Raw genomic sequence first — 24,207 nt, forward strand, 5'->3', positions numbered from 1 at the left:
GTGCGTTGATCAACCCGGAACGCCCCTATGCGCCCGCCGACAGGGAACTTGGAGGCTGCGTCGCGGCATCCCCTGGGTAGCACCGCGGTACGCAGGTGACTAGGGGGAGGGCCATGCCTCGTTGGAGAGTGCTGTCGGACGAACTCGATCCGCAGGTGCGCGAGTTCGTGGAACAGTTGCGCCGGATCGTCGAGCGCAACGGGATGAGCGTCGGCGCGGTCGCGGACCGCACCGGTTACAGCAAGACCTCCTGGGAGCGGTACCTCAACGGCCGGTTGCTGCCGCCGCGCGGCGCCACCGAGGCGCTCGCGGAGGCGACGGGCACGGACGTCGGACACCTGCTGACCATCTGGGAACTGGCCGAACGCGCCTGGAGCCGGTCCGAGCTGCGGCACGACGTGACGATGGAGGGCCTCCGGGTCGAGGCGGCGCGCGCCGCGCTGGCCGAGTACGCGCCGCCGGCCGCCTCGGGGAAGCGGGGGTGGACGCTCCGCAGGGGGAGGGCGAAGGAGCCGGAGGCGGGCGACGGGGTCGTCGGTGAGGGTGGGCCGACGGAAGCGACGGGTGGGGGAACGCCGGGAGTGGCGGCGGGCGTAGCGCCCGGGGGGACGGTCGGTGCGGCTCCTGACATGGCCCCTGCCACGGCGCCGGAGACGACGGAGTCGCGGCGGGAGCAAGGCGGGCGTGACGAGCATGACAGGGGCGAAGGGGCGGGCCGGCCCGCCCGGTTCCGCACCGGCCTTCCCTCCGCGCGGGCGGCCGGTCTGGACGCCCGCGCGCAGGCGATCCCTCTGACGGACCCGACGGGGGACTCGCCTGCCGACCCGTTCACCACTCCCTCAGGTCTCTCGGCTCCCTCCGTCAACCCGTCCACCGACGCCTCCGCGGGCCCGCCCGTCGGCCCGGCCGCCGGTCCGCCGAAGCGGCCCTCGGGCAACCGGCGCCCGTACCCCCGTCCGCACCCCCGTTCCCAGCCGCGCCCGAAGCGCCGCGCGGCGCTGCTGTTCACGGTGGGGGCGGTCGGCGCGCTGCTCATGGTCGTCGCGGCCGTCCTGCTGCTCGGGTACGGGCCGGGCGGCGGCGCTCGGAAGGCCCCGCCGCCGGCCGCCGCGCCGGAAACCGGCGGCCCGGCCGGCCTCCCGGCGGGCGTGAAGTGCGCGGGCGGCGCGTGCACCGGCAAGGACCCGGAGAGCATGGGGTGCGGCGGCCGGCGGGCGACGACGGCGGGTTCGGCGACCGTCGGCAGCACCTACGTGGAGGTGCGCTACAGCGAGACGTGCAAGGCGGCCTGGGCCCGGATGACGCAGGGCGGCCCCGGCGACACGCTGCGGGTCAGCGCGGCCTCCCGCACCGGCGAGGGCCGGATAGAGCGCGGGACGGACGGCCACAGCACCATGGTCGCGGTCGCCGCTCCGGGCGAGGCCAGGGCCTGTGTGGTGCTCAGCTCCGGACGCCAGGGCTGCACGCTCCCCAGGAAGCCGGGGGCAGCCGGATCGGCTGGGACTGACGGTGTGAAGGGGGCCGCCGGGCGCTCTGGTGCCTCAGGGGCGGAGGAGGCGTCCGAAGCGTCACAGGAGGTGCCATAGGCCCAGGTGAGGCGTCCCACACCGGTTCGGGGGTTCCGGGCCTGCGCGGTCGGATAGCCTGACGCCGGATCTCTTGATACCAAGAGAGGTCCGTACAACAGGGGCAGGGACACCCACCGCCAGTTTCGCAGCAGGAGATCGCCATGACCCGCACTCCCGTCAATGTCACCGTCACCGGCGCGGCCGGTCAGATCGGCTACGCGCTGCTCTTCCGCATCGCCTCCGGTCACCTCCTCGGCGCCGACGTGCCGGTCAAGCTGCGACTTCTGGAGATCCCGCAGGGTCTCAAGGCCGCCGAGGGCACCGCCATGGAGCTCGACGACTGCGCGTTCCCGCTGCTGCGCGGCATCGAGATCACCGACGACCCGAACGTGGCCTTCGACGGCGCCAACGTCGCGCTGCTCGTCGGCGCCCGCCCCCGCACCAAGGGCATGGAGCGCGGTGACCTCCTGGAGGCCAACGGCGGCATCTTCAAGCCGCAGGGCAAGGCCATCAACGACCACGCCGCGGACGACATCAAGGTCCTGGTCGTCGGCAACCCGGCCAACACCAACGCCCTCATCGCCCAGGCCGCCGCGCCGGACGTGCCGGCCGAGCGCTTCACCGCGATGACCCGCCTGGACCACAACCGCGCCATCTCGCAGCTCGCGAAGAAGACCGGCGTCGCCGTCTCGGACATCAAGAAGCTGACGATCTGGGGCAACCACTCCGCCACCCAGTACCCGGACATCTTCCACGCCGAGGTCGCGGGCAAGAACGCCGCCGAGGTCGTCAACGACGAGGCGTGGCTGGCCGACACCTTCATCCCGACCGTCGCCAAGCGCGGCGCCGCCATCATCGAGGCGCGCGGCGCCTCCTCGGCCGCCTCCGCCGCCAACGCCGCCATCGACCACGTCCACACCTGGGTCAACGGCACCGCCGCGGGCGACTGGACCTCCATGGGCATCCCCTCGGACGGCTCCTACGGCGTTCCGGAGGGCCTCATCTCCTCCTTCCCGGTCACCTGCAAGGACGGCAAGTACGAGATCGTCCAGGGCCTGGAGATCAACGACTTCTCCCGCGCCCGCATCGACGCCTCCGTCAAGGAGCTGGAGGAGGAGCGGACCGCGGTGCGCGAGCTCGGTCTCCTCTGATCGCGAACTCATCTCATCTCATCTCATCTCATCTGATCCTGACCTGGTCCTGGCCCGGATCCGACGGATCGGATCGGACGGGCGGTCCTGCCGCCGGTGACCCCGTGTCGCCGGTGGGGCAGGGCTGCCCGTCCGCGTGAGAGGGCGTCACACTGCGGCGGGGTCCCCGGAGCGCGTACCTCCGGTCACGTGCCGCGCAGGGCGGCGCGTACGGCGGCGGCACCCCGGACGGCGGCCCCCCGCGCGGCCTCCGCCTGGGCGTGCGCCCGTTCCATCCGGCAGTCGCGGCACCACGGTTCGTCGCCCAGGGGCCGGAAGAGGAGCGGCTGCGTGTGATCGCCCTGGCACTCGCGCATGCTCTTGGCCTTCGGGCGCGGTGGCTCGGGGCGCGGCGGGGCGGCGATCGGCGGAGCGTCCGGCAGCTTGCGCAGCAGCCGATTGCGGAGGAGAGCCGCCGCGTGATGGATCCGCTCCGGCAGCCCGACGCTCAACTCCTCGCGCAGCTGCGCCGCCTTCACCCCGCGCAGCAACCAGTCCGCCGCCAGCGGCGCTAGCTCCTTGACCTCCCGGCCGGTCAGCCGCAGCCGCGGTTCGCCGTGCGAGACGGAGGCCAGGATCAGCGCGCCGTGTTCGAGAAGTGGCTCAGGCAGGCACGCCGGGGGAGTCGGGCGGGGCCCGGGCGGTGGCGGAGGCGGCGGCTCCTCCGGTGGCGCGATCAGCGGGGCGGGCGGAAGGGACGTGTTGCTCCCCGTCTTGTCCGTAGGGTGACCACCGACCACCCGGGGCCCCGGCTCACCGACGGCCGGTTTCCCGGCACCCGGTACGCCGGGCAGCGCCTCGCCGTCCCGTACGGCCCGGGCCTCCTCGGCGCTCAACGGCACCGAGGTCACCAACTGCGTCGTGACCCACCGCCCGTCGGCCCCCTGCCGCCGCCACTCGTGCGCGTAACCGGCCTCCTTGAGCTGTGCCTTGGCGCGCTGAAACGCCCCGTTCTTGATCCCGGCCCGCCGCGCGACGTCGGAAAAGGAGACGTCGGAGGTTTCGGCGAGCGACAGCAGCCAGACGAGAAGGCGTACGGCGTCCGAAGAAAGGTCCGGGTGCCGGACGATGTCGTTCGGTACTTGGGTGAAGCGACGCTGGGGCGCGCTAACATGGCGCATCATCTCGGGGTCTCCTTCTTCAGACCTCGGCGGTGTAGGCCCTCGCGGCGTCCTGCCAGACGTGCGGGGGCTGCTCCGTTTGTGGGGTTCGAGTAGTGCCCGAGCGTATAGGCAACTACGTGCCGTCGACGCCTCGTTGGGGCTGGATACCGGTCCAGTTGTTGCTTGGCCGACAGCGGAGGCGCGTGAGTTTCGCTGCGCGCCCCCGCGTACCCGCGTGCGCGCCGTTGACCCGGGTGCGTCTGCGCGGGCAAGGTCATGCAAAGCGGAGCAACCACTCGCAAGGGAGGCTGTCGTGGCGTTGCACTTGGTGGGTGTCGACCCCGAAAGCGGAGGCGGTAACTGCCCCACGGTCTGGGTGGACCAGGACACGCGCGACCTCGTCATCCAGGGGTGGAAGGCCGATGAACACACCACCCGGGACTGCCTGCAGACGGGGACGATCCCCGCGACGGAAGCGGTGGTCCGGATCCCGGCCCGCATGGTGCCGATGATGAGGGAGGCATGCGATGCCGCAAAGCGTCCCCAGCTTTGACGAACTGCTGGATTCGGCGAGGAGTTCGGCTCTGCACCTGGAGATGCGTGACGTTTACGCGGTGGCCGGAGAACGGGCTTCGTTCGCCGCCTGGCGCCGAGGCGAGCGGGTCGACGATCCCGAGTCGGCCCTGTGGCGTGATTGGGTGGCGCTCGTCCGGCGCACTGTCGGACGGGGCGTGCGAATGCGCCGCGCGCGGATCGTCTCGGTGCCCGTTACCGATTACATTCGGTACGAACACGCGGGGACGTCGGTCATTGTGGACGCGGGGGAGCAAGTCCGCTGGCTGGAAAGGCCGGAGGCATCCGACATCGCGCTGCCGGGCAACGACTTCTGGTTGATCGACGGCCGAGCGGTCCGGTTCAATGTCTTCACAGGGGACGGCGTGCCGGCGGAGCCCCAGTTCAGCGAGGACGCCCGTGTGACCCGCCTGTGCGCTGCCGCTTTCGAGGAAGTGTGGCAGCGCGCTGTGCCGCACGAGGACTACAAGGTCGGCTAGCCCCGGTAACCGGACGGCCAGTTCATGTCAGAGCCCAGGCCCAGTACCGTCCAGCAGGCCCGCGACTCCCTCGCGGCCCGGCTCAGGGACATCCGGTTGGACGCGGGGCTCAATGGGCGTGAACTGGCTCGCCGGTGCGGGTGGAGCGAGTCGAAGACCTCGCGGATCGAAAACGCCCGAACTCCGCCTTCGGACGCGGATATCCGCAAGTGGTGCGCGGCGTGCCAAGCGGAGGAACGAGCGCTCGACCTGATTGCCGCGAACCGTGCGGCCGACACCATGTACGTGCAGTGGAAACGGCTCCATCGCACGGGCATCCGTCGCCATCAGGAATCGGTCATCCCGCTGTACGAGCGGACACGCGAGTTTCGCGTGTACTGCTCCAACGTGATCCCCGGCCTGGTGCAGACGGAGGGGTACGCCATGGCGCTGTTGTCCACGATCAGCGAATTCCAAGGCACCCCGAACGACGCTCCGGAAGCCGCCGCCGCCCGGGTCGAACGCTCCCAGGTCATTCGCCGAGGGAACCACCGCTTCGCGCTGCTCATCGAAGAGGACGTCTTGTACCGCTCGCACGGTGGGCCGGAAGTGATGGCAGGACAACTGGGTTACCTACTCGCCGTCATGGCGCTGCCATCGGTTTCGCTGGGGATCGTTCCGCGGACCGCTCATCGGCGCATGTGGGGCCTGGAAACGTTCATGGTCTTCGACGACCACGAGGTCCAGGTCGAACTGCTGACCGCCGAAGTGAAGATCACTGAGCCGAGTGAAATCGCCGCGTATCGCAAGGCGTTCGGGCGTCTGTCGGCCATGGCCGTCCACGGGACGGAGGCGCGGTGCCTGATCGGCGGGGCCATTACCGCTCTCGGGTAAGTGGGCTGCAAATGCGTGCAAGGACGTGGCTGCCGTGACCGTGGCGCGCCTACGGTCCCTCGCATGGAGCTGACTGACCAATCAACCGGGGCGCACGTCTGGCGCGTGGAACTCACTCCCTTCCGTCGGCCATACCTGGACGCGGACGGCACCATCTGCGTCCCCCTGTGGCTGTGCAGAGATGGTGAGCACGTCACGGACACCGACTTGCGTCTCCGTCCGTCGGAAGCGGTCCCGTTCCGGGAACACATCGGTCGTGTGCTTGACGACGCGGGCCCCGTAGAGGGAAGGAGCCGGGCGTGAAGAGCACCGTCGCGGAGGACGGCACCCGGCTCGTCACCGTCTACAAGCGCGAACCCGGTGTCACGCCCGACAAGGCGCGGACGAAGCAGGTGCCGATCCAGGAGCTCGGCAGGCTGCGGGGGGAGTGGGTGGTGTGCAGGTGTCCGCTGTGCTGGGCGTGAGGCGGCAGGTCATCGCGGGGGTGTCGAGTGAGAAGTGGCCCATGTTTCCTGGGAGGAAGTGGACCAGTCCCCTGGGACGGTCGGCCCCTAGGCTGATCGACGAGCGGCGCGAACGTGCCGCCCGAACAGGGGGAACGCCACCATGGCCAGCACCGGCACCGACTTCGCCGCCGTCCTCACCCGGGCCGCCGGCGCCGAGACGGCGAGCGACCCGAGCAGTGTGATGACGCTGCTGGCGGACTCCGACACCACCGGTGGCCTGCTCACCAGTTACCGCTCGACCTTCGCCGAGGGGGCCGTCGGGGCGCCGGCGCACTTCCACACGCGTGCCGCCGAGATGTTCTTCGTCATCGACGGCTCGCTCCGCGTGCTGGTGGGCGAGGAGATCGAGGTGCTGAACGGCGGGGATTTCCTCCTCGTTCCGCCGAACACCCCGCACGCCTTCGCCGCCGCCCCGGGGTGCACGGCCGACGTCCTGTTCGCCTTCACGCCCGGGATGGCGCGTTTCGACTACCTGCGGCTGCTGGGGCGGGTCATGCGCGGCGAGGCCGGGCCCGAGGAGATCAGGGAGTCCGCGGAGCGCTTCGACAACCACTACGTGGACAGCCCGGCCTGGAACGCCGCGCTCGGCGCGTGACGCGTCAGTCCTTCGGCTGGGTGAAGCGGATGCGGTTGCCGAAGGGGTCGCGCAGGCCGCAGTCCGTGCCGTACGGGCGCTCGGTCGGTTCCTCGGTGAACTCGACGCCCTGAGCCAGCAGGGTCTCGTACGTCTTGCGGCAGTCGTCGGTGGTGAGGATGAGCCAGCCGCCCATCGCGCCCTTGGTGACCAGGTCGCGGACCTGGGCGGCGGTCTCCTCGGACATGGCCGGGGCGCCCGGCTTCTCCAGCAGGATCTGGCGGTCGGGGTGGCCGGGGACCTGGACGGTGAGCCAGCGCATGAAGCCCATGTCGACGTCGGCGCCGACCTCCAGGCCGAGCTTGCCGACGTAGAAGTCGAGGGCCTCGTCCTGGTCGAGAACGAATATCTGCGAGTGCGTGATGGCGGTGAACATGCGCCTTACGTTAGTGAGCGCGCCGGGCGAAAACTTATCCGAAACTGCTCTGTTCCCACGTACCCACGTTCCCGCCGGCGCCCGCCGGTTCAGGCGCTCGGGCGCGTCCAGGCCATCGCGAAGCACGTGGGCACGCCCGCGGCCGTCGCCTCCTTGCGGTACGCGCGCGGGGAGCGGCCGACGATGTCGCGGAAGGTGCGGCTGAAGGTGCCCGGGCTGCCGAAGCCGACCTCGAAGCAGATGTCCGTCACGCTGCGGTCGGTGTCGCGCAGCAGGGACATGGCGCGTTCGACGCGGCGGCGCTGCAGGTAGCGGTGGGGCGTCTCGCCGAACGTGGCCCGGAAGACGCGGATGAAGTGCGCCTCCGAGACATGGGCGATCCGGGCCAGCGCCGGGACGTCCAGCGGCTGCGCGTAGGCGCGGTCCATGGCGTCCCGGGCGCGGAGCATCCGGCGGTTGGTCTCTTCGGTGGCGCGGCTCACGGACGTATCCCACCACGCCCCTCCGCGGCCGGGGGCGCGGCCCCACACACCCCCGGCGGCCGGGGCCCGGCTCAGCGCACCGTCACGGGGTAGGTGACCGACCGGGCGAGCTCCGGGGAGTAGCAGCCCGACGTGCGGTCGGTGCCGCAGCGGTTGGTGAGGACGATGCGCGTGGTGCCGGTGCCCACGGCCTCGAACGTGAAGTACAGGGCGTGGCTGGAGCCGATCAACTCCTTCTCCCGCGCCGTCTGGTAGCTGCTGGTACCGGCGGGGCGGGCGACGTCGCGGTCGGGGCCCGGGGTGGAGAGGCTCCAGTTGAGGCGCGCGGACGCGCTCTCGCGCATCGCGATCGTGAAGCGCTCCCCGTGCCGGACGGTGAGCGTGCCCTCGGTGCGGTCGCGCGGGTTCGGCCGCGCCGGGTCGTACGGCGGCATCCGGTCCTCGTGGACCGTGCCGAGGCCGGTGGGACGCTGCCGGTCGTGATCCCCGCCTCCGACCTCGCGGTCTCCCTTGCCGTTGCCTTTTTCGGCGCCGTGGTCCCCGCCACCGCCCCCGCAGGCGGTCAGGGCGAGCGCCAGCAGGGCCGCTCCCAGGGGCAGGAGGGCGGCGCGTCCGGAGGGTCTCTTCGTTCTGTTCACGCGGTCATGTTCGCGGGTGTGGACGGAAGATGGCCATCCGGATCCGCGGGGACGGGCGATGTCAGTGGGTGGCCCTAACGTGCTGCCATGACGTCGTTCTTCACGCGCTACGCGCGGCAGGGTGAGCACGAGCAGGTCTGGCACGAGCTGCGCGGGCTCGGGCCGGTGCCCGGGGAGCTCCGGGAGGATGTGGAGGCGGTGGCCACGGCCACCATGGAGCGGGTGGCCCGGCATGTGGTGCGGCTCGCGGAGGCGCTGCCCGAGCTGGGGTTCGTCCCGGCCACGGAGGGCATAGCGCCGCACCGGCCGCCCACGGAGGGCACCCCGGCCCTCGTGCGCGCCATGGAGGAGACCGTCGGCGTCCTGCCCGCCGCGCTCAAGGCGAGCTTCCTGACCGTGGGCGACGTGTCCTTCCTCGGCGACTGCCCGGCGCTCGGGTTGCACTACCACGAGGGCCCCCTGCCCCGGACGGGCCCGCCCGGCGCCGGCTACCCCGATCCGCTGGACGTCGCGGGCGCCGAGCACCTGCGGTACGAGTGGGAGGCGTACACAGAGGAGGACGAGGATGAGGACGCCGAGTTCCTCTTCTCCCTCGCCCCCGACGAGTACCACAAGGCCAACATCAGCGGCGGCACCCACGACGTCGTCCTCCCCGACCCCCGCGCCGATCCCGAGGTGTACGGGGTGATCGGCCGCAAGGGGATCACGCTCGTCGAGTACCTGAGGACGTCCATAGCCTGGGGCGGGCTCCCGGGGTGGGAGTTCGCCCCGGGCCCGGCGCCGGAGGCGCTCGGCCGGCTGGCCGTCCGCCCCGACTTCTGACCTGCCCGGATGAGCCGCCGGGGAAGGGAACCGACCCGAATGAAACAGAGGTGGTTGCAGTGACTTAGGTCACTCTATGTGCAAAAAGAGGCATGGGCGGCCCGCATTCGGTTAGGCGCGCCCCGTTGACGGCCGAGCTCTGTGCTCCGGGCCCCGCACTCCGGGCCTGCTCCGGCCGTCGACGGGACCGCACGGAGACCGGAAGCAGAGGAAGAACATGTCGGCAGTCGAGACGATCCACGTGAACGGGAGGTGGCGTGCCGCCGCCTCCGGCGCTCAGCGGGAGGTGCTCGACCCGGCCGACGCCAAGGTCCTCGCCGTGGTCTCCGAAGGGGGGACGGAGGACACGGACGCCGCCGTGGCCGCCGCCCGGGACGCGTTCGACGACGGCCCCTGGCCGCGCACGCCCGTCGCCGAGCGCGCCGCGCTGCTGCGCCGCGTCGCGGACCTGCTCCAGCGGGACCGCGAGGAGATCGCGCTCATCGAGAGCCGCGACACCGGCAAGACGCTGGAGGAGGGCCGGGTCGACGTCGACGACGTCACCAACGCCTTCCGCTACTTCGCCGACCTCGTGGTGAACGAGAGCGGCGGCCGGGTCGTCGACGCGGGCAGCCCCGAGGTGCACAGCGTGGTCGTGCACGAGCCGGTCGGCGTCTGCGCGCTGATCACGCCGTGGAACTACCCGCTGCTCCAGGCCAGTTGGAAGATCGCCCCGGCGCTGGCCGCAGGCAACACCTTCGTGATCAAGCCCAGCGAGGTCACGCCGCTCTCGACGGTGCACCTGATCCGCCTCCTCGTGGAGGCCGGGCTGCCCGCCGGCGCGGCCAACATCGTGACCGGCGCGGGCGACCCGGTCGGCGCCCGGCTGTCCGAGCACCCCGACGTCGACCTGGTCTCCTTCACCGGCGGCCTGGCCAGCGGCACCCGCGTGATGCGCGCCGCCGCCCCCACGGTGAAGAAGGTCGCGCTCGAACTCGGCGGCAAGAACCCCAACGTCGTCTTCGCCGACGCCTGCGCCACCGACGAGGGCTTCGACACCGCCGTCGACCAGGCCCTCAACGCCGCCTTCATCCACAGCGGCCAGGTCTGCTCGGCCGGCTCCCGGCTGATCATCGAAGCGTCCGTCCGCGAACGCTTCGTCGCCGAACTCGCCCGCCGCGCCGAGCGGATCCGCCTCGGCCGCGGCACCGAGCCGGGCGTCGAGTGCGGGCCGCTCGTCTCCGCCGCGCAGCTGGAGAAGACCGAGGCGTACGTCGCCTCCGCGCTCGCGGAAGGCGCGGTCCTGCGCTGCGGCGGTGCCCGCCCCGAGCCCAGCGACGTCCGGCCCGCCACCGGCTACTTCTACGAGCCGACCGTCCTCGACCGCTGCACGCGCGGCATGAAGGTCGTCCGCGAGGAGACCTTCGGCCCCATCCTCACCGTCGAGACCTTCCGCACCGAGGACGAGGCCGTCGCGCTCGCCAACGACACCGAGTACGGGCTCGCCGGCGCCGTCTGGACCCGGGACGCGGGCCGCGCCCGCCGGGTCGCCGGACGGCTGCGGCACGGCACGGTGTGGATCAACGACTACCACCCCTACCTGCCGCAGGCGGAGTGGGGCGGCTTCGGCAAGTCCGGCATCGGCCGCGAACTGGGGCCCTCCGGGCTCGCCGAGTACCGGGAGGTCAAGCACATCTACCAGAACCTCGCCCCCGCGCCCGTGCGCTGGTTCGCCGGCTGATCCCGGCACCGCGCACGTCGCGGCCGAGCGGCGCCCGGGCGCCGTACCCCCGCCACACCCCGGCGGGGCACGCGCCCGGACGCCGACGGGCCCGGCAGGAATGACAGGGCAGACAGAGCCGACAAGGCCGGCAAGCCCGGACCCCGCCCCGCGCGACGGAGACGCACCACCACCGGAGCGCGGGCCCGGCCCGTCACACCCCGGTACGGCCTGACGGGCACCGCGTATCCCGCTGTCGCGTACCCGCCCGCCCACCCCCGACATCCGACCCACCCGCCTCTCACTCCCCACCCAAGCCACGCACACAGCACGACCCAGCGCAGTACCTTCCGCGACCACTCCACCCCAGAGGAGCACCCCGCATGCCCCCCGCAGTTGAGAAGATCACGGCTGACTACGTCGTCGTCGGCGGCGGAACCGCCGGCTCGGTCATCGCGTCCCGGCTCGTCGAGGACCCCGGCACGAGCGTCGTCGTCATCGAGGGCGGTCCCACGGACATCGACCGCCCCGACGTCCTCACCCTGCGCCGCTGGCTCGGTCTGCTCGGCGGCGACCTCGACTACGACTACCCCACCGTCGAGCAGCCGCGCGGCAATTCGCACATCCGCCACAGCCGCGCCCGCGTCCTCGGCGGGTGCTCCTCGCACAACACCCTGATCTCCTTCAAGCCGCTGCCCGGTGACTGGGACGAGTGGGCCGCCGCCGGTGCCGAGGGCTGGGACTGGGCGTCCATGGACCCCTACTTCGAGCGGCTGCGGAACAACATCGTCCCGGTCGACGAGAAGGACCGGAACGCCATCGCCCGCGACTTCGTCGAAGCCGCCCAGCGGGCCGCCGGCGTGCCGCGTGTCGAGGGCTTCAACAAGAAGCCGTTCCACGAGGGCGTCGGCTTCTTCGACCTCGCGTACCACCCCGAGAACAACAAGCGTTCCTCCGCGTCCGTCGCCTACCTCCACCCCCACATCGAGGCCGGTGACCGCCCCAACCTCCGCATCCTGCTGGAGACCTGGGCGCACAAGCTGGAGCTGGACGGCACCCGGGCGACCGGCGTCCGCGCCCGGACCAAGGCCGGGCAGGAGCTGCTGGTCGAGGCCGGCCGCGAGGTGATCCTCTGCGCGGGCGCGGTCGACACCCCGCGGCTGCTGATGCACTCCGGCGTCGGCCCCAAGGCGGATCTGGAGGCGCTGGGCATCCCGGTGGTGCACGACCTGCCGGGCGTCGGCGAGAACCTGCTCGACCACCCCGAGTCGGTGATCGTCTGGGAGACGAACGGGCCGATCCCCGAGAACTCGGCGATGGACTCCGACGCGGGCCTCTTCGTCCGCCGCGACCCGGAGGCCGACGGGCCTGACCTGATGTTCCACTTCTACCAGATCCCGTTCACCGACAACCCCGAGCGGCTGGGCTACGAGAAGCCCGCGCACGGCGTGTCGATGACCCCCAACATCCCCAAGCCGCGCAGCCGCGGCCGCCTCTACCTCACCAGTGCCGACCCCGAGGTCAAGCCGGCCCTGGACTTCCGGTACTTCACCGACGAGGAGGACTACGACGCGCGCACGCTCGTCGACGGCATCCGCCTCGCCCGCGAGATCGCGAAGACCGAGCCGCTGGCCGGCTGGCTCAAGCGCGAGGTCTGCCCCGGCCCGGAGATCACCTCCGACGAGGAGCTCAGCGAGTACGCCCGCAAGGTCGCCCACACCGTCTACCACCCGGCCGGCACCTGCCGGATGGGCGCGGTGACCGACGACCGGGCCGTCGTCGACCCCGAGCTGCGGATCCGCGGCCTGGAGGGCGTACGGATCGCCGACGCGTCGGTCTTCCCGACCATGACCGCGGTCAATCCCATGATCGGCGTGCTGATGGTGGGGGAGAAGTGCGCGGAGCTGCTTGTATCGGGCCCGGCCGAAAGGGGTGACGGCCAGTGAGCGGAACCGACACCGTCGATCGCATGCCCGAGACGCCCGAGACGCCCGAGACGCCGGACAACGCTTCCAGGCGATCCGCGGACGCGAAGTCCTCGCGGACCGCCACCGGGGCCGAGCGCCCCGCCGACGCGAAGTCCTCGCGGACCGCCGATGCCGAGCCCGCCCGCTCGGCCGACGCCCCGGCCACCACCGCCGAGCGCGCTCCGGAGCCCGACCGCGCCACCGAATCCGGCGGCACCGCCGCCCCCGTCTTCTCCGTCCGCAACCTGTGGAAGGTCTTCGGCCACCGCCCCGAGCGCGTCCCGGGCAGCGACCTGGCCGACCTCAGCCCCGAGGAGCTGCGCGAGCAGGCCGGCTGCACCGTCGCCGTCAGGGACGTGTCGTTCGACGTCCGCCCGGGCGAGGTCTTCGTCGTCATGGGCCTCTCCGGCTCCGGCAAGTCCACCCTCGTCCGGTGCCTCACCCGCCTCATCGAGCCCACCAGCGGCAGCATCGCCATCGACGGCGAGGACGTCCGCTCGATGGACAAGAACGCCCTGCGCGAGCTGCGCCGCCACCGCGCCGCCATGGTCTTCCAGCACTTCGGCCTGCTGCCGCACCGCACCGTGCTCGACAACGTCGCCTACGGCCTGGAGATCCAGGGCATGGCCAAGGCCGAACGCCGCGCCCGTGCCGCCGAGATGGTCGACAAGGTCGGCCTGGCGGGCATGGAGGCCCGCCGCCCCGGCCAGCTCTCCGGCGGCCAGCAGCAGCGCGTCGGCCTCGCCCGCGCCCTCGCCGCCGACCCCGAAGTCCTGCTGTTCGACGAGCCGTTCAGCGCCCTCGACCCGCTGATCCGCCGCGACATGCAGGAGGAGGTCGTCCGGCTGCACCGGGACGAGGGCCGGACCATGGTCTTCATCACCCACGACCTGTCCGAGGCGCTGCGCATCGGCGACCGCATCGCGCTGATGCGCGGCGGACGGGTCGTGCAGTGCGGCACCCCCGAGGAGATCGTCGGCTCCCCGGCCGACGACTACGTCCGCGACTTCGTCCAGGACGTCCCCCGGGAGCAGGTCCTCACCGTCCGGCGCGCCATGCGCCCCGCCACCCTCGGCGAGGCACGCGGGGACACCGGGCCCACCGTGACCGCCGGGACGACCGTGGCCGAGGCCATCGACGTCGTCGCCCGCGACGGCAAGCCCGCCCGCGTCCTGGACGGCGGACGCTGCGTGGGGATCGTCGACTTCAAGTGCCTCCTGAACGTCGTCGCGGGACTTGACGGTCCACAGCGCGGCGGACGCCTGGAGAAAGCGGCCGCATGAGCACCACCAGCACCACCCCCACCCTCGCCACGGCCCCGGACACCGCCCGGTTCCGGGCGCTCCTCCGCCGCCCGGCCGCGCGCAAGGTCCTGGCCCTGGCCGTGGCCGGGCTGGTCCTCGCCCCCTTCGCCCACGCGGCGTGGGGGAGCGGCGGCTGGCCGCACGCGCTGACCGTCTCGCTCGACGGGCCGCTGCGCTCGGTCGGCGACTGGATCGTGGACAACCGTGACAGCCACTGGCTGTTCCTGTACTTCTTCGGCCACATCAGCAACGTCATCATTGGCGCCGTGCACGCCGTCTACGTCGTGCTGCTCGCCCTCGGCTGGGCCGGTGTGACGGCCGGTGCCGCGCTGGTGGCCTGGCGCGCCGCGGGCGTCCGGGCCGCCGTGACGGCCGTGGCGTCGTTCGCCGTCTGCGGCCTGCTGGACATGTGGGTGCCGACGATGCGGACGCTCGCGCTGATGGCCGTCGCCGTCGCCGCGTCCGTCCTCGTCGGCGCGCTCCTCGGCCTCGCGGCCGGGCTGTCCGACCGGACGTTCCGCGTCCTGCGGCCCGTCCTGGACACCATGCAGGCGCTGCCCGCTTTCGCCTACCTGCTGCCCGTCGTCCTCGTCTTCGGCATCGGCGTGGCCCCGGCCGTCCTCGCGACCGTCGTCTACGCGGCGCCGCCGATGGCCCGGCTCACCGCGCTCGGCCTGCGCTCCACCGACCCCGGCGTCATGGAGGCCGTGGAGTCGCTGGGCGCGACCGGCTGGCAGCGGCTGGTCACGGCACGCCTGCCGATGGCCCGCAAGCAGCTGCTGCTGGGCCTCAACCAGACGATCATGATGGCGCTGTCGATGGCCGTCATCGCCTCCGTCATCGGCGCGGACGGCCTCGGCGACCGCGTCTACCAGGCACTCTCCACCGTCGACGTGGGCGCCGCGCTGGCCGCCGGCATCCCGATCGTGCTGCTGGCGATCGTCCTCGACCGCACCACCTCGGGAGGCTCCGACGGCACCCCCGTCCGCCGGGGCCACCCCGCGGTCGGCTGGGCGCTCGCCGCGGCGGCCGTCGCCGGGTTCGTCCTGACCCGCTCGCACGACTGGCCGCGCGGCTGGACCGTCGCCGTCACCGAGCCCGTCAACCGGGCGAAGGACTGGATGGTCGACCACCTCTACTCCGGCATCCCGGGCATCGGCGGCACCGCCGACTGGGCGGCCCACTACACCGGCTGGGTCCTCGACCCGCTGCGCGACGGCCTCCAGGCGCTGCCCTGGTGGGGCGCCGTGCTGCTGGTCGCCGCCCTGGCCTGGGCCATCGGCACCTGGCGCACCACCCTGACGGCCGTCCTGTCGCTCTCCGCGATCGGCGTGCTCGGCCGCTGGGACAGCGCCATGGACACCCTCTCGCAGGTGCTCGCCGCCGTCGCCGTGACGCTCGTCCTCGGCTTCGCCGTCGCCGTCGCGGTGGCCCGCAGCCGCCGCACCGAGCGGCTGCTGCGGCCGGTGCTGGACGTGTTCCAGACCATGCCGCAGTTCGTCTACCTGATCCCGGTGGTCGCCCTGTTCGGCGTGGGCCGGGCGCCCGCCGCCGCGGCGGCCGTCGTCTACGCGCTGCCCGCCGTCATCCGCATCGCGGGCGAGGGGCTGCGGCAGGCCGACCCGCGGGCCATGGAGTCGTCGACGTCCATGGGCGCGACCGGCCGGCAGCAGTTGCTCCAGGTCCAGTTCCCGCTGGCGCGCAACGAGTTGCTGCTCGCCGTCAACCAGGCCGTGGTGCTCGTCCTGTCCGTCGTCATCATCGGCGCCCTGGTGGGCGGTGGCGGCCTCGGCTACGAGGTGGTCTTCGGCCTCGCCCGCGGCGATCTCGCCACCGGCCTCGTCGCCGGCGCCTCGATCGCCTGCCTGGGGCTGATGCTCGACCGGGTCACCCAGCCGACGAAGGGAGCGCGTGATGCGCGGTAAGTGGATCGCCGGTGCGGCGGCCCTCGGCCTCCTGACCCTCACCGGTTGCGGCGCGGCCGACATGACCAAGCAGGGCTCGCCGTACGCCAACGCGGCCGGCACGAAGTCCGTGACGCTCTCCGTGCAGTCCTGGGTCGGCGCCCGCGCCAACACGGCTGTCGCCCAGTACCTGCTGGAGCACGAGCTCGGCTACCGCGTCGACACCGTCCAGGTCGACGAGGTCCCCGCCTGGGACGCGCTCAGCCAGGGCCGGGTGGACGCCATCATGGAGGACTGGGGCCACCCCGAGCAGGAGAAGCGTTACGTCAGCGACAAGAAGACCGTCGCGGACGGCGGCGACCTCGGGGTCACCGGCCACATCGGCTGGTGGGTCCCCAAGTACTTCGCCGACGCCCACCCCGACGTCACCGACTGGCGGAACCTCAACAAGTACGCGTCGCAGCTCAAGACCCCGGAGAGCCGCGGCAAGGGCCAGCTCCTCGACGGCTCGCCGTCGTACGTCACCCACGACAAGGCGCTGGTGAACAACCTGAAGCTCGACTACCAGGTCGTCTTCGCCGGTTCGGAGGCGGCGCAGATCACCCAGATCAAGCAGTTCGCCAAGGACCGCAAGCCGTTCCTGACGTACTGGTACGAGCCGCAGTGGCTGTTCAACGAGGTGCCGATGGTGGAGGTCAAGCTTCCGCCGTACTCGGACGCCTGCGGGACGAAGGGCGAGTCGGACCCCGACTCCGTCGACTGCGCCTACCCGACCACCCCGCTGAAGAAGTTCCTCAACGCCGACTTCGCCCGCAAGGGCGGCGACGCGGCCCGCTTCCTGAAGAACTTCCGCTGGACGAAGCGGGACCAGAACGAGGTCGCCCAGCTGATGGCCGAGGACAAGCTGCCGGCCGACAAGGCGGCGGCGAAGTGGGTGAAGGCGCACCCGGAGGTGTGGAAGAAGTGGCTCTGACGCTCAGCTGATGCTCATGGTGAGGAGCCCGGCCACGTGGTCGTACATCCCCACCAGCCACTCCGGATCACCGTGGTCGCGCCCCCAGAGCGCGGCCTGAACGCAGCGCAACTGTGCCCAGCGGACCGTCCGTTCGCGGTCCAGCTCCGCCGCCTCGGCGAACACCGCGAGGCGGCGGAGCAGCGCCGTGCCCAGGTCCGGGGCGGTGAGCAGGTCGGCGGCCCGGCTCCGCAGGAGCGTGAACGCGTCGTAGGCCGGATCGCCGGCGAAGCCCTTGGGGTCGATGGCGAGCCACGGCTCGCGGTCGCCGCGCAGCACGTTGGCGGCGTGGAGGTCGCCGTGGACGAGGGTGTCGGGCTGTACGGGGGCCAGCTCGCGGGCGGTCGCGAGAGCGGCGTCCAGGACGGCGGAGGGCAGCGGGTGTCCGAGCCGTTCGGCGTCCTTGCCCAGGCCCTCCTCCCACTCCTGGGCCCGGTCGCGCAGCCGGGGAAGGCCGGGCGGGGCGGGCACGGCCAGGCGGCGGGCGAGCCGGCCGGCGACCGCCATGGCCTCGTCGGCGTCGGGGAGTTCGGCGAGCGCGCCGGTGCCCGCCCGCTCCAGCAGCATCGCGAAGCGCTCGTCGTCGCGTTCGAGGAGGCGGACGGCGCCGCGGCCGTCCCAGACGGCGAACGCGTCGGGTTCGTGGACGTTCCCGGGGTGGGGGAAGGAGACCTTCAGCACGGCGGGAGTGCCGTCGCCCCGGCGGACGGGGACGACTGTGCCGACCTGGCCGTGGGTGACGGGTCCGTCCGGTACGCACGCCCAGCGCCGGAGCAGGTCCCCGGCCAGCGCGGGCAGCCGGGTGAGCCAGGCGCGCCCCGCGTCGCCCTCGCGGGTGATGGTCAGCCGGGCAAATCCCTCTGGAATCACGAGCATTGGGCCACCGTAACGGACCGGTCTCCAGGGTTGATTCTCGGCCATGATCAACCGAACAGTACCTTCCGGTTGGGATTTGCGCGCATAGTCGGGCAGACGGCCCGGGCGCAAGTGGTCCACACGTGGATTTCAAGCCATTTCCGGATGGCCCGCCCGCGCGTCACCGCGCGTCCGTTCCGGTACGTCCTGCGTGATCCGTTCCATGCCGCCGGCGACCTGTTCGGCCTCTGGTGCGGTCCCGGCGGCGCCGTGAAGAATCCGCCGTATGCGAATTCGGAAACCGGAAAAGGAAAAACGGCGGCACGGTTCGGCCGGACTTGCCGCCACCGCCGTGGCATTCGCCGCGGCGATGACGTTTTCGTCCGCTTCGCCGGCCTCGGCGGGGACCCGGTACGACTGGGACATCTGCAGTTCCAATGTCGCCGCCTGCATGGGTTACTTCTACTACGGCAAGAACAACGGCGGCGAGATCATCAGCCCCTGCTACCTCACCAACCGCTCCATGGTGGACCACTGGGGCCGCGTCGAGGGCGATGAAACGATCCGCTATGAATTCCGGAACCAGCCCAACGGCAACATCATAAAATTCCGCCTCGGAATCAACACCAAGTGCATGCCGCAGTACTACGGGAGCGGTCAGGCGCTGAAGAACGCGGCCGCGGCTGCCGCCAACCAGGACTGGGTGCCCCACGAGACCTATTACAACTCTTATTTCGAGGGGTACGTGGATCGCATGGAGAACGGGACGGTGTACAACCTCCTTCCGGCGGTCCGCAACAACAACGCCTCCAGCCGGCGGATGGGATGAGGCACATGACCGGTCGCACGCCCGTGAAGATCACCTCCTCGGCGCTGCTCGTCGCCGCCGTCGCCGGGCTCGCCTGGTACGGCTCGGAGCACCTTGCCGACCAGGCCCCGCACACCCCCGTCGCCGCGGCGGCCGACGCCGTGGCGCCGGACCCGACCATCCGGCAGGGCCTGCTCAGAAGCCGGGAGCTCCCGGTGGAGCAGTACCTGGTCTCCTTCAAGGACGCCACCGCGGAGCGGGCCGCCGTCCTGCGGAACGTGCAGGCGTGCATGGCCCGTTACGGACTCACCTACGACCCGCCCGTCCGGCCGGAGAGTTACACGGCGATATCCGACAACACCGCGAACCTGGAGCGCCGTTACGGACTCTCCGACCGCGCCACCGCGGAGAAGTGGGGCTACGCCTGGCCGAGCGCCCAGGGCGAACCGCCCCGATGGGATCCGACCTCCGCGCAGATGGACGCCCTTTACGGGAAGAACGGCGACGGCGAGGTCCTGGGGTCCATCGGCGGCGTACCCGTGCCCAAAGGCGGCTGCAACGCCGAGGCCCGGGAGAAAGCCGGCGCCCAGGACGACTCCGCCGCACGGGAGATCGGCAGTGACAGTTTCACCCGGGCGATGAAGGACCCGGCGGTACAGCAGGGCTTCGACGCCTGGTCCGCCTGCATGAAGACCAAGGGATACGCGTACAAGAACCCGTTCGAGATCACCCAGGGTCCGAAAGCGGACGACTGGGCCACCAGCCCCGAGACCAAGAAGATCGCCGTCGCCGAGGTCGACTGCAAACAGTCCACCGGGCTGCTCGACGTGTGGTTCGCCACCGAGGCCAAGCTCCAGGAAAAGGGGATAGCCGCCAAGAAGACCCGGCTCGACGCGGCCCGGCAGCACAACCGCTCCGTCGTCCGGCGCAGCCTGGCCGCGCTCAAGTAGCACACACCGCGGCCGGCCGGGGCCCCGCCCCCGGTCGGCCGCGTCATGAACGACGGTCAGCCGACGTGGAGTTCCGCTGCGATCGCCCCCGCCGCCGTCATGGACCGCAGGAACATCCCCTTCCCGAAGGTGATCCGGTCCGCGCCCAGCCGGCCCAGCCGGTGCGGAGCCGAACTCTCCGGCTTGGCCATGGCGTTGACCGGTAGGCCGGCGGCCGCGCCGATCGCGGCCAGGGCACCCTCCGGGGCGAGGATCGGGTACACGCAGTCCGCGCCCGCCGCCGCGTACAGCCGGGCCCGCTCCCGCGCGTCCTCGTCGGAAGCGCCGCGCAGCCAGCTGTCGATCCGGGCGTTGAGGAACAGGGCGTCGCCGGCCTCCGCCCGGACGTCGGCCAGCCGGTCGGCCTGCTCGCGCGGGTCCAGGAGCCGTCCGGTGGTCCGGTCGGTGTCCTCCAGGTTGCAGCCGACCGCACCGGTCTCCAGGATGCGTTCGACCAGTTCCCGGGCCGGGAGCCCGTAGCCGTCCTCCAGGTCGGCGGAGACGGGTACGTCCACCGCCCGTACGACGCGGGCGACCGCCGCGAACATCTCCGCGGCCGGAACGTCGCCGTCCGCCACGCCCAGCGACGCCGCCACCGCCGCGCTGGGCGTGGCCAGCGCGGCGAAACCGGCGTCGGCGAAGGCCCGGGCGCTGCCCGCGTCCCATGGGCCGGCCAGGACCAGCGGATCGCCGGCCGGCCGCCCGTGGTGCAGGGCGCGGAACGCCGCGGCCGTCATCAACGGGCCTGGTAGGCGCCGGGCACCGCGCGGGTGGTCACGGCGAACCGGTTCCACGCGTTGATCGCGACGATCACCGCGATGAGCTGGGCCAGCTCCTTCTCGTCGAAGGCGTCGGCGGCCTCGTCCCAGACCTCGTCCGGCACGAAGCCGTCGGTGATGACGGTGACGGCCTCGGTGAGGGCGAGCGCCGCCTGCTCCTTCTCGGTGTAGTAGCCGGTCGCCTCCCGCCACGCGCTCAGCAGGTAGATGCGGTCCTCGGACTCGCCGGCCTTGCGGGCGTCCTTGGTGTGCATGTCGAGGCAGAACGCGCAGTGGTTGAGCTGCGAGGCGCGGATCTTGACCAGTTCGACGAGGGTGTGGTCCAGGCCCTCGATGGCGGCCCGCTCCAGGGCGTACATGGCCTTGTAGACGTCGGGGGCGGCCTGCGCGTACTCCATGCGCGGGCCGTGCTGGTGGGTGCCGGTGTGCCCGGTGGACGTGGCGTTCTTCGTGGTCTCGGTCATGTCTCCGACCCTACGGCCGGGGCGGCCCACAGGTATGGTCCACTTTCATGGAGAAATCGTGGGCCACTTCCGCCGCCGCAGGTACCACTGGCGCCCCGGCCGCTTCCGGGCGCGGCGGGACCGTCTCCGGGGCCGATCTGCACCTCGACCTCTCCGGGCCGGGCGGGGTGCGGGCCGCGCTGGTCAGGGCGTTGCGGGACGCCGTGCGCTCCGGTCGGCTCGCCCCCGGCACCCGGCTGCCGTCCTCCCGCTCCCTCGCCGGCGACCTCGGCATGGCCCGCAACACCGTCGCCGACGCGTACGGGGAGCTGGTGGCCGAGGGCTGGCTCACCGCCCGGCAGGGCTCGGGCACCCGGGTGGCCCAGGCGCCCGCCGGCCGGTCGGCGGCGGGCCGGTCCACGTCCGCCGGGGGGCCCGTACGCCCGCCCGCGCGCCCCCTGCACGACCTGCGCACCGGCACCGCGGACATCGCCTCCTTCCCGCGCACCGCCTGGGCCGCCGCGGCCCGGCGCGCGCTCACCGCCGCGCCCAACGAGGCGTTCGGGTACGGCGACGTGCGCGGCCGCGTCGAACTGCGCACCGCCCTCGCCGACTACCTGGCGCGGGCCCGGGGCGTACGCGCCGACCCCGAACGGATCGTCGTCTGCGCGGGCTTCATGCAGGGCCTCGCGCTCCTCGGGGACGTCCTGCGGCGGCGGGGGACGCGCGCCACGGCGGTCGAGTCGTACGGCTTCTGGCAGCACCACGACGTGTTCGCGCGGGCGGGCCTGCGGCTGGTGCCGCTCCCGGTCGACGGCCGCGGCGCCGACGTGACCGGGCTGGACGGGCGACGGGACGTCGGCGCGGTCCTCCTCACCCCCGCCCACCAGTTCCCCACCGGCGTCCCCCTCCACCCCGACCGCCGGACCGCCGTCGTGGAGTGGGCCGGGCGCACCGGCGGCCTGGTCGTGGAGGACGACTACGACGGCGAGTTCCGGTACGACGGACGGCAGGTCGGCGCGCTCCAGGGCCTGGCCCCGGACCGCGTCGTCTACTGCGGCACCACGAGCAAGTCGCTCTCGCCCGCCCTGCGGCTGTCCTGGATGGTGCTGCCGGAGGACCTGGCCGACGAGGTCGTGCGGGCCAAATCGACGGGGGAGTGGCGCACGAGCACCCTGGAACAGCTCACGCTCGCCGAGTTCATCACCTCCGGCGCGTACGACCGCCACGTCCGATCGATGCGGCTGCGCTACCGGCGCCGCCGCGACCGGCTCGTCGCCGCCCTCGCCGAGCACGCCCCGCACATCCGGGTCACCGGCATCGCCGCGGGGCTGCACGTCGTCCTCGAACTCCCGCCCGGCACCGAGCGGTCCACCCTCCAGGCGGCCCACTGGCAGGGGCTGGCCCTGGAAGGGCTGAGCCGCTACCGCCACTCCGCCGCGCCGCCTCTCCCGCCCGGCGGCCCCGACGGCGTGATCGTCGCCTATGGGACACCGGCCGACCACACCTTCCCCGGCGTCCTGGAGGCGCTGCTGCGGTCCCTGCCGCCGCCGGACTGAGGGTGTCCGGGGCGTTGTCGGTGCCCGGGTCTATCGTGGAACGGACAGCCGGACACACGGTTGTACGACGGGGGAAAGAAGAATGGGACAGAACGCCTCACGGCGCAGACTCCGGTCCAGCACGGTCGTCCTGGGCGGCATGGGCGTCCTCGCCGCCGCCCTCACCTCGTGCGGGTCCGAGCCGGACAAACGCTGCGTCGATCCGAACAGTTACGACGTATCGCGCGGCTATCGCGTGCTGGACTCGAAGGCGTGCAAAAGCACGTCCTCGTCGGGTTCCTCGGGCTCGTCGGGCACCTCCGGCACGCCCTCGGCCCGCTGGTACTACGGTGCCGACCGCAAGTCCGGCGGCTATGCCGACAGCGGCACGTTCAGCAAGAGCCAGGCGGTCGACCGGGGCGGCTTCGGCTGCTCCTCCGGCTCCGGAGGCGGGTGACCGCCGTGCGCCGCCACCGCACCACCCCGCGCCCCGGCTGGCAGGAGACCGTCGAGGAACAGGGCCTGATCTACCCGCTCACCCGCCACCCCGACGGCGAACTGCGCCCCTACTGGGACGAGAGCGCCTACTACTCCTTCACCCTGCCCGAGGTCGAGGCACTGGAGGAGACCGTCGCCGAGCTGCACGCCATGTGCCTGGCCGCCGCCGCGCACATCGTGGACACCGGCCGCTTCGCCGACCTGGGGATCACCGACCCCCGGCTGACCGAAGCGATAGCCGAGTCCTGGCGCCGACGGGGCGAACTGCCGTCCCTGTACGGCCGATTCGACCTCCGCTACGACGGCACCGGCCCCGCCAGGCTGCTCGAGTACAACGCCGACACCCCCACCTCCCTGGTGGAGGCCGCCGGCCCGCAGTGGTTCTGGATGGAGGAGCGCTTCGCCGGCGTCCCCGGCGCCGACCAGTGGAACTCCCTGCACGAACGCCTCGTCGACGCCTGGCGCCGGCAGTCCGCCCTGCTGCCGCCCGGCACACCGGTCCACTTCGCCCACTCCGCCGGCGACGAGATCGGCGAGGACCTGATGACCGTCGCCTACCTCCGCGAGACCGCCGACCAGGCCGGCCTGGAGACCCGCGCCATCTCCATGGAGAACATCGGCTGGGACCGCGTATCCCACCGCTTCGTCGACGAGCGCTACGGCTTCCTCCGCGCCTGCTTCAAGCTCTACCCCTGGGAATGGCTGGTCTCCGACGACTTCGGCCCCCACGTCCTGGACACCCTCGACAACGGCGGCGGCACGGGGTCCACGCTGTGGATCGAGCCCGCGTGGAAGATGCTGCTGTCCAACAAGGCGTTGCTGGCGGTGCTGTGGGAGCTCCACCCCGGGCATCCGAACCTGCTCCCGGCGTACGTGGACGGCCCGCGCGAGCTGTCCCGCACCACGGGCTACGTCGCGAAGCCGCTGCTCGGGCGGGAGGGCGCGGGGGTGACGGTCCACCCGCCGAGCGACGCGGCCCCGGCACTCCGGGACGAACCCTGCTGCTACCAGGAGCTGGCCCCGCTGCCCGCGTTCGACGGCAACCACGTGGTGCTGGGCGCGTGGGTCGTCGAGGACGAACCGGCGGGCCTCGGCATACGGGAGTCCTCCGGCCTGGTGACGGACGGCTACGCGCGCTTCCTGCCGCATGTGATCCTCTAGCGCGCG

The 24,207-nt window shown here is 72.2% G+C and carries 26 protein-coding genes; 18 read left to right on the forward strand and 8 right to left on the reverse strand.

What is annotated here, in order from left to right:
- The first annotated feature begins 113 nt into the window (after positions 1-113).
- Both J7W19_RS19760 and J7W19_RS19765 read left to right on the forward strand, forming a co-directional pair.
- Positions 114-1,586: a helix-turn-helix domain-containing protein gene (locus J7W19_RS19760; protein WP_078588047.1), complete on the forward strand. Its 1,473-nt coding sequence runs from the start codon at positions 114-116 to the stop codon at positions 1,584-1,586.
- A 143-nt stretch (positions 1,587-1,729) separates the two neighbouring features.
- On the forward strand, positions 1,730-2,719 hold the full coding sequence (locus J7W19_RS19765) for a malate dehydrogenase (RefSeq protein WP_004945668.1): 990 nt from the start codon (positions 1,730-1,732) through the stop codon (positions 2,717-2,719).
- A 185-nt stretch (positions 2,720-2,904) separates the two neighbouring features.
- Here the strand turns inward: J7W19_RS19765 and J7W19_RS19770 are convergent, their stop codons facing one another.
- The gene (locus J7W19_RS19770) at positions 2,905-3,882 is read right to left on the reverse strand and encodes a hypothetical protein (protein ID WP_004945671.1); all 978 of its coding nucleotides are present in this window, start codon (positions 3,880-3,882) and stop codon (positions 2,905-2,907) included.
- A 292-nt stretch (positions 3,883-4,174) separates the two neighbouring features.
- Here J7W19_RS19770 and J7W19_RS19775 point away from each other — a divergent pair, with 292 nt between their 5' ends.
- The 5 genes from J7W19_RS19775 (at position 4,175) to J7W19_RS19795 (ending at position 6,887) form a co-directional block, all read left to right on the forward strand.
- Entirely contained in the window at positions 4,175-4,414 is a 240-nt protein-coding gene (locus J7W19_RS19775) for a hypothetical protein (RefSeq protein ID WP_004945674.1), read from the forward strand.
- Positions 4,389-4,913, forward strand: coding sequence for a DUF6879 family protein (locus J7W19_RS19780; RefSeq protein ID WP_004945677.1), 525 nt, complete (start codon positions 4,389-4,391; stop codon positions 4,911-4,913). Before J7W19_RS19775 ends, J7W19_RS19780 begins: the two co-directional genes overlap by 26 nt.
- A gap of 24 nt (positions 4,914-4,937) precedes the next feature.
- On the forward strand, positions 4,938-5,786 hold the full coding sequence (locus J7W19_RS19785) for a helix-turn-helix domain-containing protein (RefSeq protein ID WP_004945680.1): 849 nt from the start codon (positions 4,938-4,940) through the stop codon (positions 5,784-5,786).
- Positions 5,787-6,085: 299 nt separating this feature from the next.
- Positions 6,086-6,250 (forward strand): hypothetical protein, encoded by a 165-nt coding sequence (locus tag J7W19_RS19790; RefSeq protein ID WP_158688783.1) that lies wholly within the window; start codon positions 6,086-6,088, stop codon positions 6,248-6,250.
- 142 nt (positions 6,251-6,392) lie between these two features.
- Positions 6,393-6,887: a cupin domain-containing protein gene (locus J7W19_RS19795; RefSeq protein ID WP_004945686.1), complete on the forward strand. Its 495-nt coding sequence runs from the start codon at positions 6,393-6,395 to the stop codon at positions 6,885-6,887.
- A gap of 4 nt (positions 6,888-6,891) precedes the next feature.
- Here the strand turns inward: J7W19_RS19795 and J7W19_RS19800 are convergent, their stop codons facing one another.
- From J7W19_RS19800 to J7W19_RS19810, 3 genes are all read right to left on the reverse strand, one after another.
- Positions 6,892-7,302 carry a VOC family protein gene (locus J7W19_RS19800; protein ID WP_004945689.1) on the reverse strand — a complete coding sequence of 137 codons (411 nt, stop codon included), beginning with the start codon at positions 7,300-7,302 and terminating at the stop codon, positions 6,892-6,894.
- A gap of 89 nt (positions 7,303-7,391) precedes the next feature.
- A complete protein-coding gene (locus tag J7W19_RS19805; protein ID WP_004945690.1) occupies positions 7,392-7,784 on the reverse strand; it encodes a helix-turn-helix domain-containing protein in 393 nt (130 codons plus the stop codon).
- 71 nt (positions 7,785-7,855) lie between these two features.
- Positions 7,856-8,422: a protease inhibitor I42 family protein gene (locus tag J7W19_RS19810; RefSeq protein WP_004945695.1), complete on the reverse strand. Its 567-nt coding sequence runs from the start codon at positions 8,420-8,422 to the stop codon at positions 7,856-7,858.
- Between the two features lie 87 nt (positions 8,423-8,509).
- On the opposite strand from J7W19_RS19810, the gene J7W19_RS19815 reads away from it, so the two are divergent.
- The 6 genes from J7W19_RS19815 to J7W19_RS19840 all read left to right on the forward strand — a co-directional run bounded on the left by J7W19_RS19815 (position 8,510) and on the right by J7W19_RS19840 (position 17,091).
- Positions 8,510-9,244 carry a hypothetical protein gene (locus J7W19_RS19815; protein ID WP_004945698.1) on the forward strand — a complete coding sequence of 245 codons (735 nt, stop codon included), beginning with the start codon at positions 8,510-8,512 and terminating at the stop codon, positions 9,242-9,244.
- Positions 9,245-9,461: 217 nt separating this feature from the next.
- Positions 9,462-10,964, forward strand: a complete 1,503-nt coding sequence (locus J7W19_RS19820) for an aldehyde dehydrogenase family protein (protein ID WP_004945700.1) — start codon at positions 9,462-9,464, stop codon at positions 10,962-10,964.
- 362 nt (positions 10,965-11,326) lie between these two features.
- Positions 11,327-12,889 carry a GMC family oxidoreductase gene (locus J7W19_RS19825; protein ID WP_210455357.1) on the forward strand — a complete coding sequence of 521 codons (1,563 nt, stop codon included), beginning with the start codon at positions 11,327-11,329 and terminating at the stop codon, positions 12,887-12,889.
- Positions 12,890-12,912: 23 nt separating this feature from the next.
- Positions 12,913-14,193 carry a quaternary amine ABC transporter ATP-binding protein gene (locus J7W19_RS19830; RefSeq protein ID WP_233478138.1) on the forward strand — a complete coding sequence of 427 codons (1,281 nt, stop codon included), beginning with the start codon at positions 12,913-12,915 and terminating at the stop codon, positions 14,191-14,193.
- Complete coding sequence (locus tag J7W19_RS19835) at positions 14,190-16,139, forward strand: ABC transporter permease (RefSeq protein ID WP_004944632.1); 1,950 nt, start codon at positions 14,190-14,192, stop codon at positions 16,137-16,139. Before J7W19_RS19830 ends, J7W19_RS19835 begins: the two co-directional genes overlap by 4 nt.
- Entirely contained in the window at positions 16,129-17,091 is a 963-nt protein-coding gene (locus tag J7W19_RS19840) for an ABC transporter substrate-binding protein (RefSeq protein WP_004944629.1), read from the forward strand. Before J7W19_RS19835 ends, J7W19_RS19840 begins: the two co-directional genes overlap by 11 nt.
- A 3-nt stretch (positions 17,092-17,094) precedes the next feature.
- Here J7W19_RS19840 and J7W19_RS19845 read toward each other — a convergent pair whose 3' ends face one another.
- On the reverse strand, positions 17,095-18,006 hold the full coding sequence (locus tag J7W19_RS19845; RefSeq protein WP_004944627.1) for an aminoglycoside phosphotransferase family protein: 912 nt from the start codon (positions 18,004-18,006) through the stop codon (positions 17,095-17,097).
- A gap of 129 nt (positions 18,007-18,135) precedes the next feature.
- Positions 18,136-18,438, reverse strand: a complete 303-nt coding sequence (locus tag J7W19_RS19850) for a hypothetical protein (protein ID WP_004944624.1) — start codon at positions 18,436-18,438, stop codon at positions 18,136-18,138.
- Here J7W19_RS19850 and J7W19_RS19855 point away from each other — a divergent pair.
- Positions 18,437-18,814: a hypothetical protein gene (locus tag J7W19_RS19855; RefSeq protein WP_004944620.1), complete on the forward strand. Its 378-nt coding sequence runs from the start codon at positions 18,437-18,439 to the stop codon at positions 18,812-18,814. The two genes, J7W19_RS19850 and J7W19_RS19855, sit on opposite strands and share 2 nt — an antisense overlap.
- A gap of 5 nt (positions 18,815-18,819) precedes the next feature.
- Positions 18,820-19,743, forward strand: coding sequence for a hypothetical protein (locus tag J7W19_RS19860; protein ID WP_004944616.1), 924 nt, complete (start codon positions 18,820-18,822; stop codon positions 19,741-19,743).
- A 56-nt stretch (positions 19,744-19,799) separates the two neighbouring features.
- Here the strand turns inward: J7W19_RS19860 and J7W19_RS19865 are convergent, their stop codons facing one another.
- Entirely contained in the window at positions 19,800-20,519 is a 720-nt protein-coding gene (locus tag J7W19_RS19865; RefSeq protein ID WP_004944613.1) for an isocitrate lyase/PEP mutase family protein, read from the reverse strand.
- The gene (locus J7W19_RS19870) at positions 20,519-21,025 is read right to left on the reverse strand and encodes a carboxymuconolactone decarboxylase family protein (RefSeq protein WP_004944610.1); all 507 of its coding nucleotides are present in this window, start codon (positions 21,023-21,025) and stop codon (positions 20,519-20,521) included. Before J7W19_RS19870 ends, J7W19_RS19865 begins: the two co-directional genes overlap by 1 nt.
- A gap of 47 nt (positions 21,026-21,072) precedes the next feature.
- Here J7W19_RS19870 and pdxR point away from each other — a divergent pair, with 47 nt between their 5' ends.
- The 3 genes from pdxR to J7W19_RS19885 all read left to right on the forward strand — a co-directional run bounded on the left by pdxR (position 21,073) and on the right by J7W19_RS19885 (position 24,201).
- Positions 21,073-22,563 (forward strand): MocR-like pyridoxine biosynthesis transcription factor PdxR, encoded by a 1,491-nt coding sequence (gene pdxR / locus J7W19_RS19875; protein ID WP_004944608.1) that lies wholly within the window; start codon positions 21,073-21,075, stop codon positions 22,561-22,563.
- A gap of 82 nt (positions 22,564-22,645) precedes the next feature.
- Positions 22,646-22,999: a hypothetical protein gene (locus tag J7W19_RS19880; RefSeq protein ID WP_004944606.1), complete on the forward strand. Its 354-nt coding sequence runs from the start codon at positions 22,646-22,648 to the stop codon at positions 22,997-22,999.
- 5 nt (positions 23,000-23,004) lie between these two features.
- Entirely contained in the window at positions 23,005-24,201 is a 1,197-nt protein-coding gene (locus J7W19_RS19885) for a glutathionylspermidine synthase family protein (protein ID WP_004944603.1), read from the forward strand.
- Positions 24,202-24,207 lie beyond the last annotated feature (6 nt).

This window comes from Streptomyces mobaraensis NBRC 13819 = DSM 40847, assembly GCF_017916255.1.
Lineage (GTDB): Bacteria > Actinomycetota > Actinomycetes > Streptomycetales > Streptomycetaceae > Streptomyces > Streptomyces mobaraensis.

Bases quoted from the DNA above. Each gene is read 5' to 3' on its own strand.
- J7W19_RS19760 (WP_078588047.1), top strand. From the start codon at position 114: ATGCCTCGTTGGAGAGTGCTGTCGGACGAACTCGATCCGCAGGTGCGC.
- J7W19_RS19865 (WP_004944613.1), bottom strand. From the start codon at position 20,519: ATGACGGCCGCGGCGTTCCGCGCCCTGCACCACGGGCGGCCGGCCGGC.
- J7W19_RS19815 (WP_004945698.1), top strand. From the start codon at position 8,510: ATGACGTCGTTCTTCACGCGCTACGCGCGGCAGGGTGAGCACGAGCAG.
- J7W19_RS19840 (WP_004944629.1), top strand. From the start codon at position 16,129: ATGCGCGGTAAGTGGATCGCCGGTGCGGCGGCCCTCGGCCTCCTGACC.
- pdxR (WP_004944608.1), top strand. From the start codon at position 21,073: ATGGAGAAATCGTGGGCCACTTCCGCCGCCGCAGGTACCACTGGCGCC.
- J7W19_RS19845 (WP_004944627.1), bottom strand. From the start codon at position 18,006: ATGCTCGTGATTCCAGAGGGATTTGCCCGGCTGACCATCACCCGCGAG.
- J7W19_RS19830 (WP_233478138.1), top strand. From the start codon at position 12,913: ATGCCCGAGACGCCCGAGACGCCCGAGACGCCGGACAACGCTTCCAGG.
- J7W19_RS19860 (WP_004944616.1), top strand. From the start codon at position 18,820: ATGACCGGTCGCACGCCCGTGAAGATCACCTCCTCGGCGCTGCTCGTC.
- J7W19_RS19880 (WP_004944606.1), top strand. From the start codon at position 22,646: ATGGGACAGAACGCCTCACGGCGCAGACTCCGGTCCAGCACGGTCGTC.
- J7W19_RS19795 (WP_004945686.1), top strand. From the start codon at position 6,393: ATGGCCAGCACCGGCACCGACTTCGCCGCCGTCCTCACCCGGGCCGCC.
- J7W19_RS19820 (WP_004945700.1), top strand. From the start codon at position 9,462: ATGTCGGCAGTCGAGACGATCCACGTGAACGGGAGGTGGCGTGCCGCC.
- J7W19_RS19785 (WP_004945680.1), top strand. From the start codon at position 4,938: ATGTCAGAGCCCAGGCCCAGTACCGTCCAGCAGGCCCGCGACTCCCTC.
- J7W19_RS19835 (WP_004944632.1), top strand. From the start codon at position 14,190: ATGAGCACCACCAGCACCACCCCCACCCTCGCCACGGCCCCGGACACC.
- J7W19_RS19825 (WP_210455357.1), top strand. From the start codon at position 11,327: ATGCCCCCCGCAGTTGAGAAGATCACGGCTGACTACGTCGTCGTCGGC.
- J7W19_RS19800 (WP_004945689.1), bottom strand. From the start codon at position 7,302: ATGTTCACCGCCATCACGCACTCGCAGATATTCGTTCTCGACCAGGAC.
- J7W19_RS19855 (WP_004944620.1), top strand. From the start codon at position 18,437: ATGGGTTACTTCTACTACGGCAAGAACAACGGCGGCGAGATCATCAGC.
- J7W19_RS19770 (WP_004945671.1), bottom strand. From the start codon at position 3,882: ATGATGCGCCATGTTAGCGCGCCCCAGCGTCGCTTCACCCAAGTACCG.
- J7W19_RS19765 (WP_004945668.1), top strand. From the start codon at position 1,730: ATGACCCGCACTCCCGTCAATGTCACCGTCACCGGCGCGGCCGGTCAG.
- J7W19_RS19870 (WP_004944610.1), bottom strand. From the start codon at position 21,025: ATGACCGAGACCACGAAGAACGCCACGTCCACCGGGCACACCGGCACC.
- J7W19_RS19850 (WP_004944624.1), bottom strand. From the start codon at position 18,438: ATGCAGGCGGCGACATTGGAACTGCAGATGTCCCAGTCGTACCGGGTC.
- J7W19_RS19780 (WP_004945677.1), top strand. From the start codon at position 4,389: ATGCCGCAAAGCGTCCCCAGCTTTGACGAACTGCTGGATTCGGCGAGG.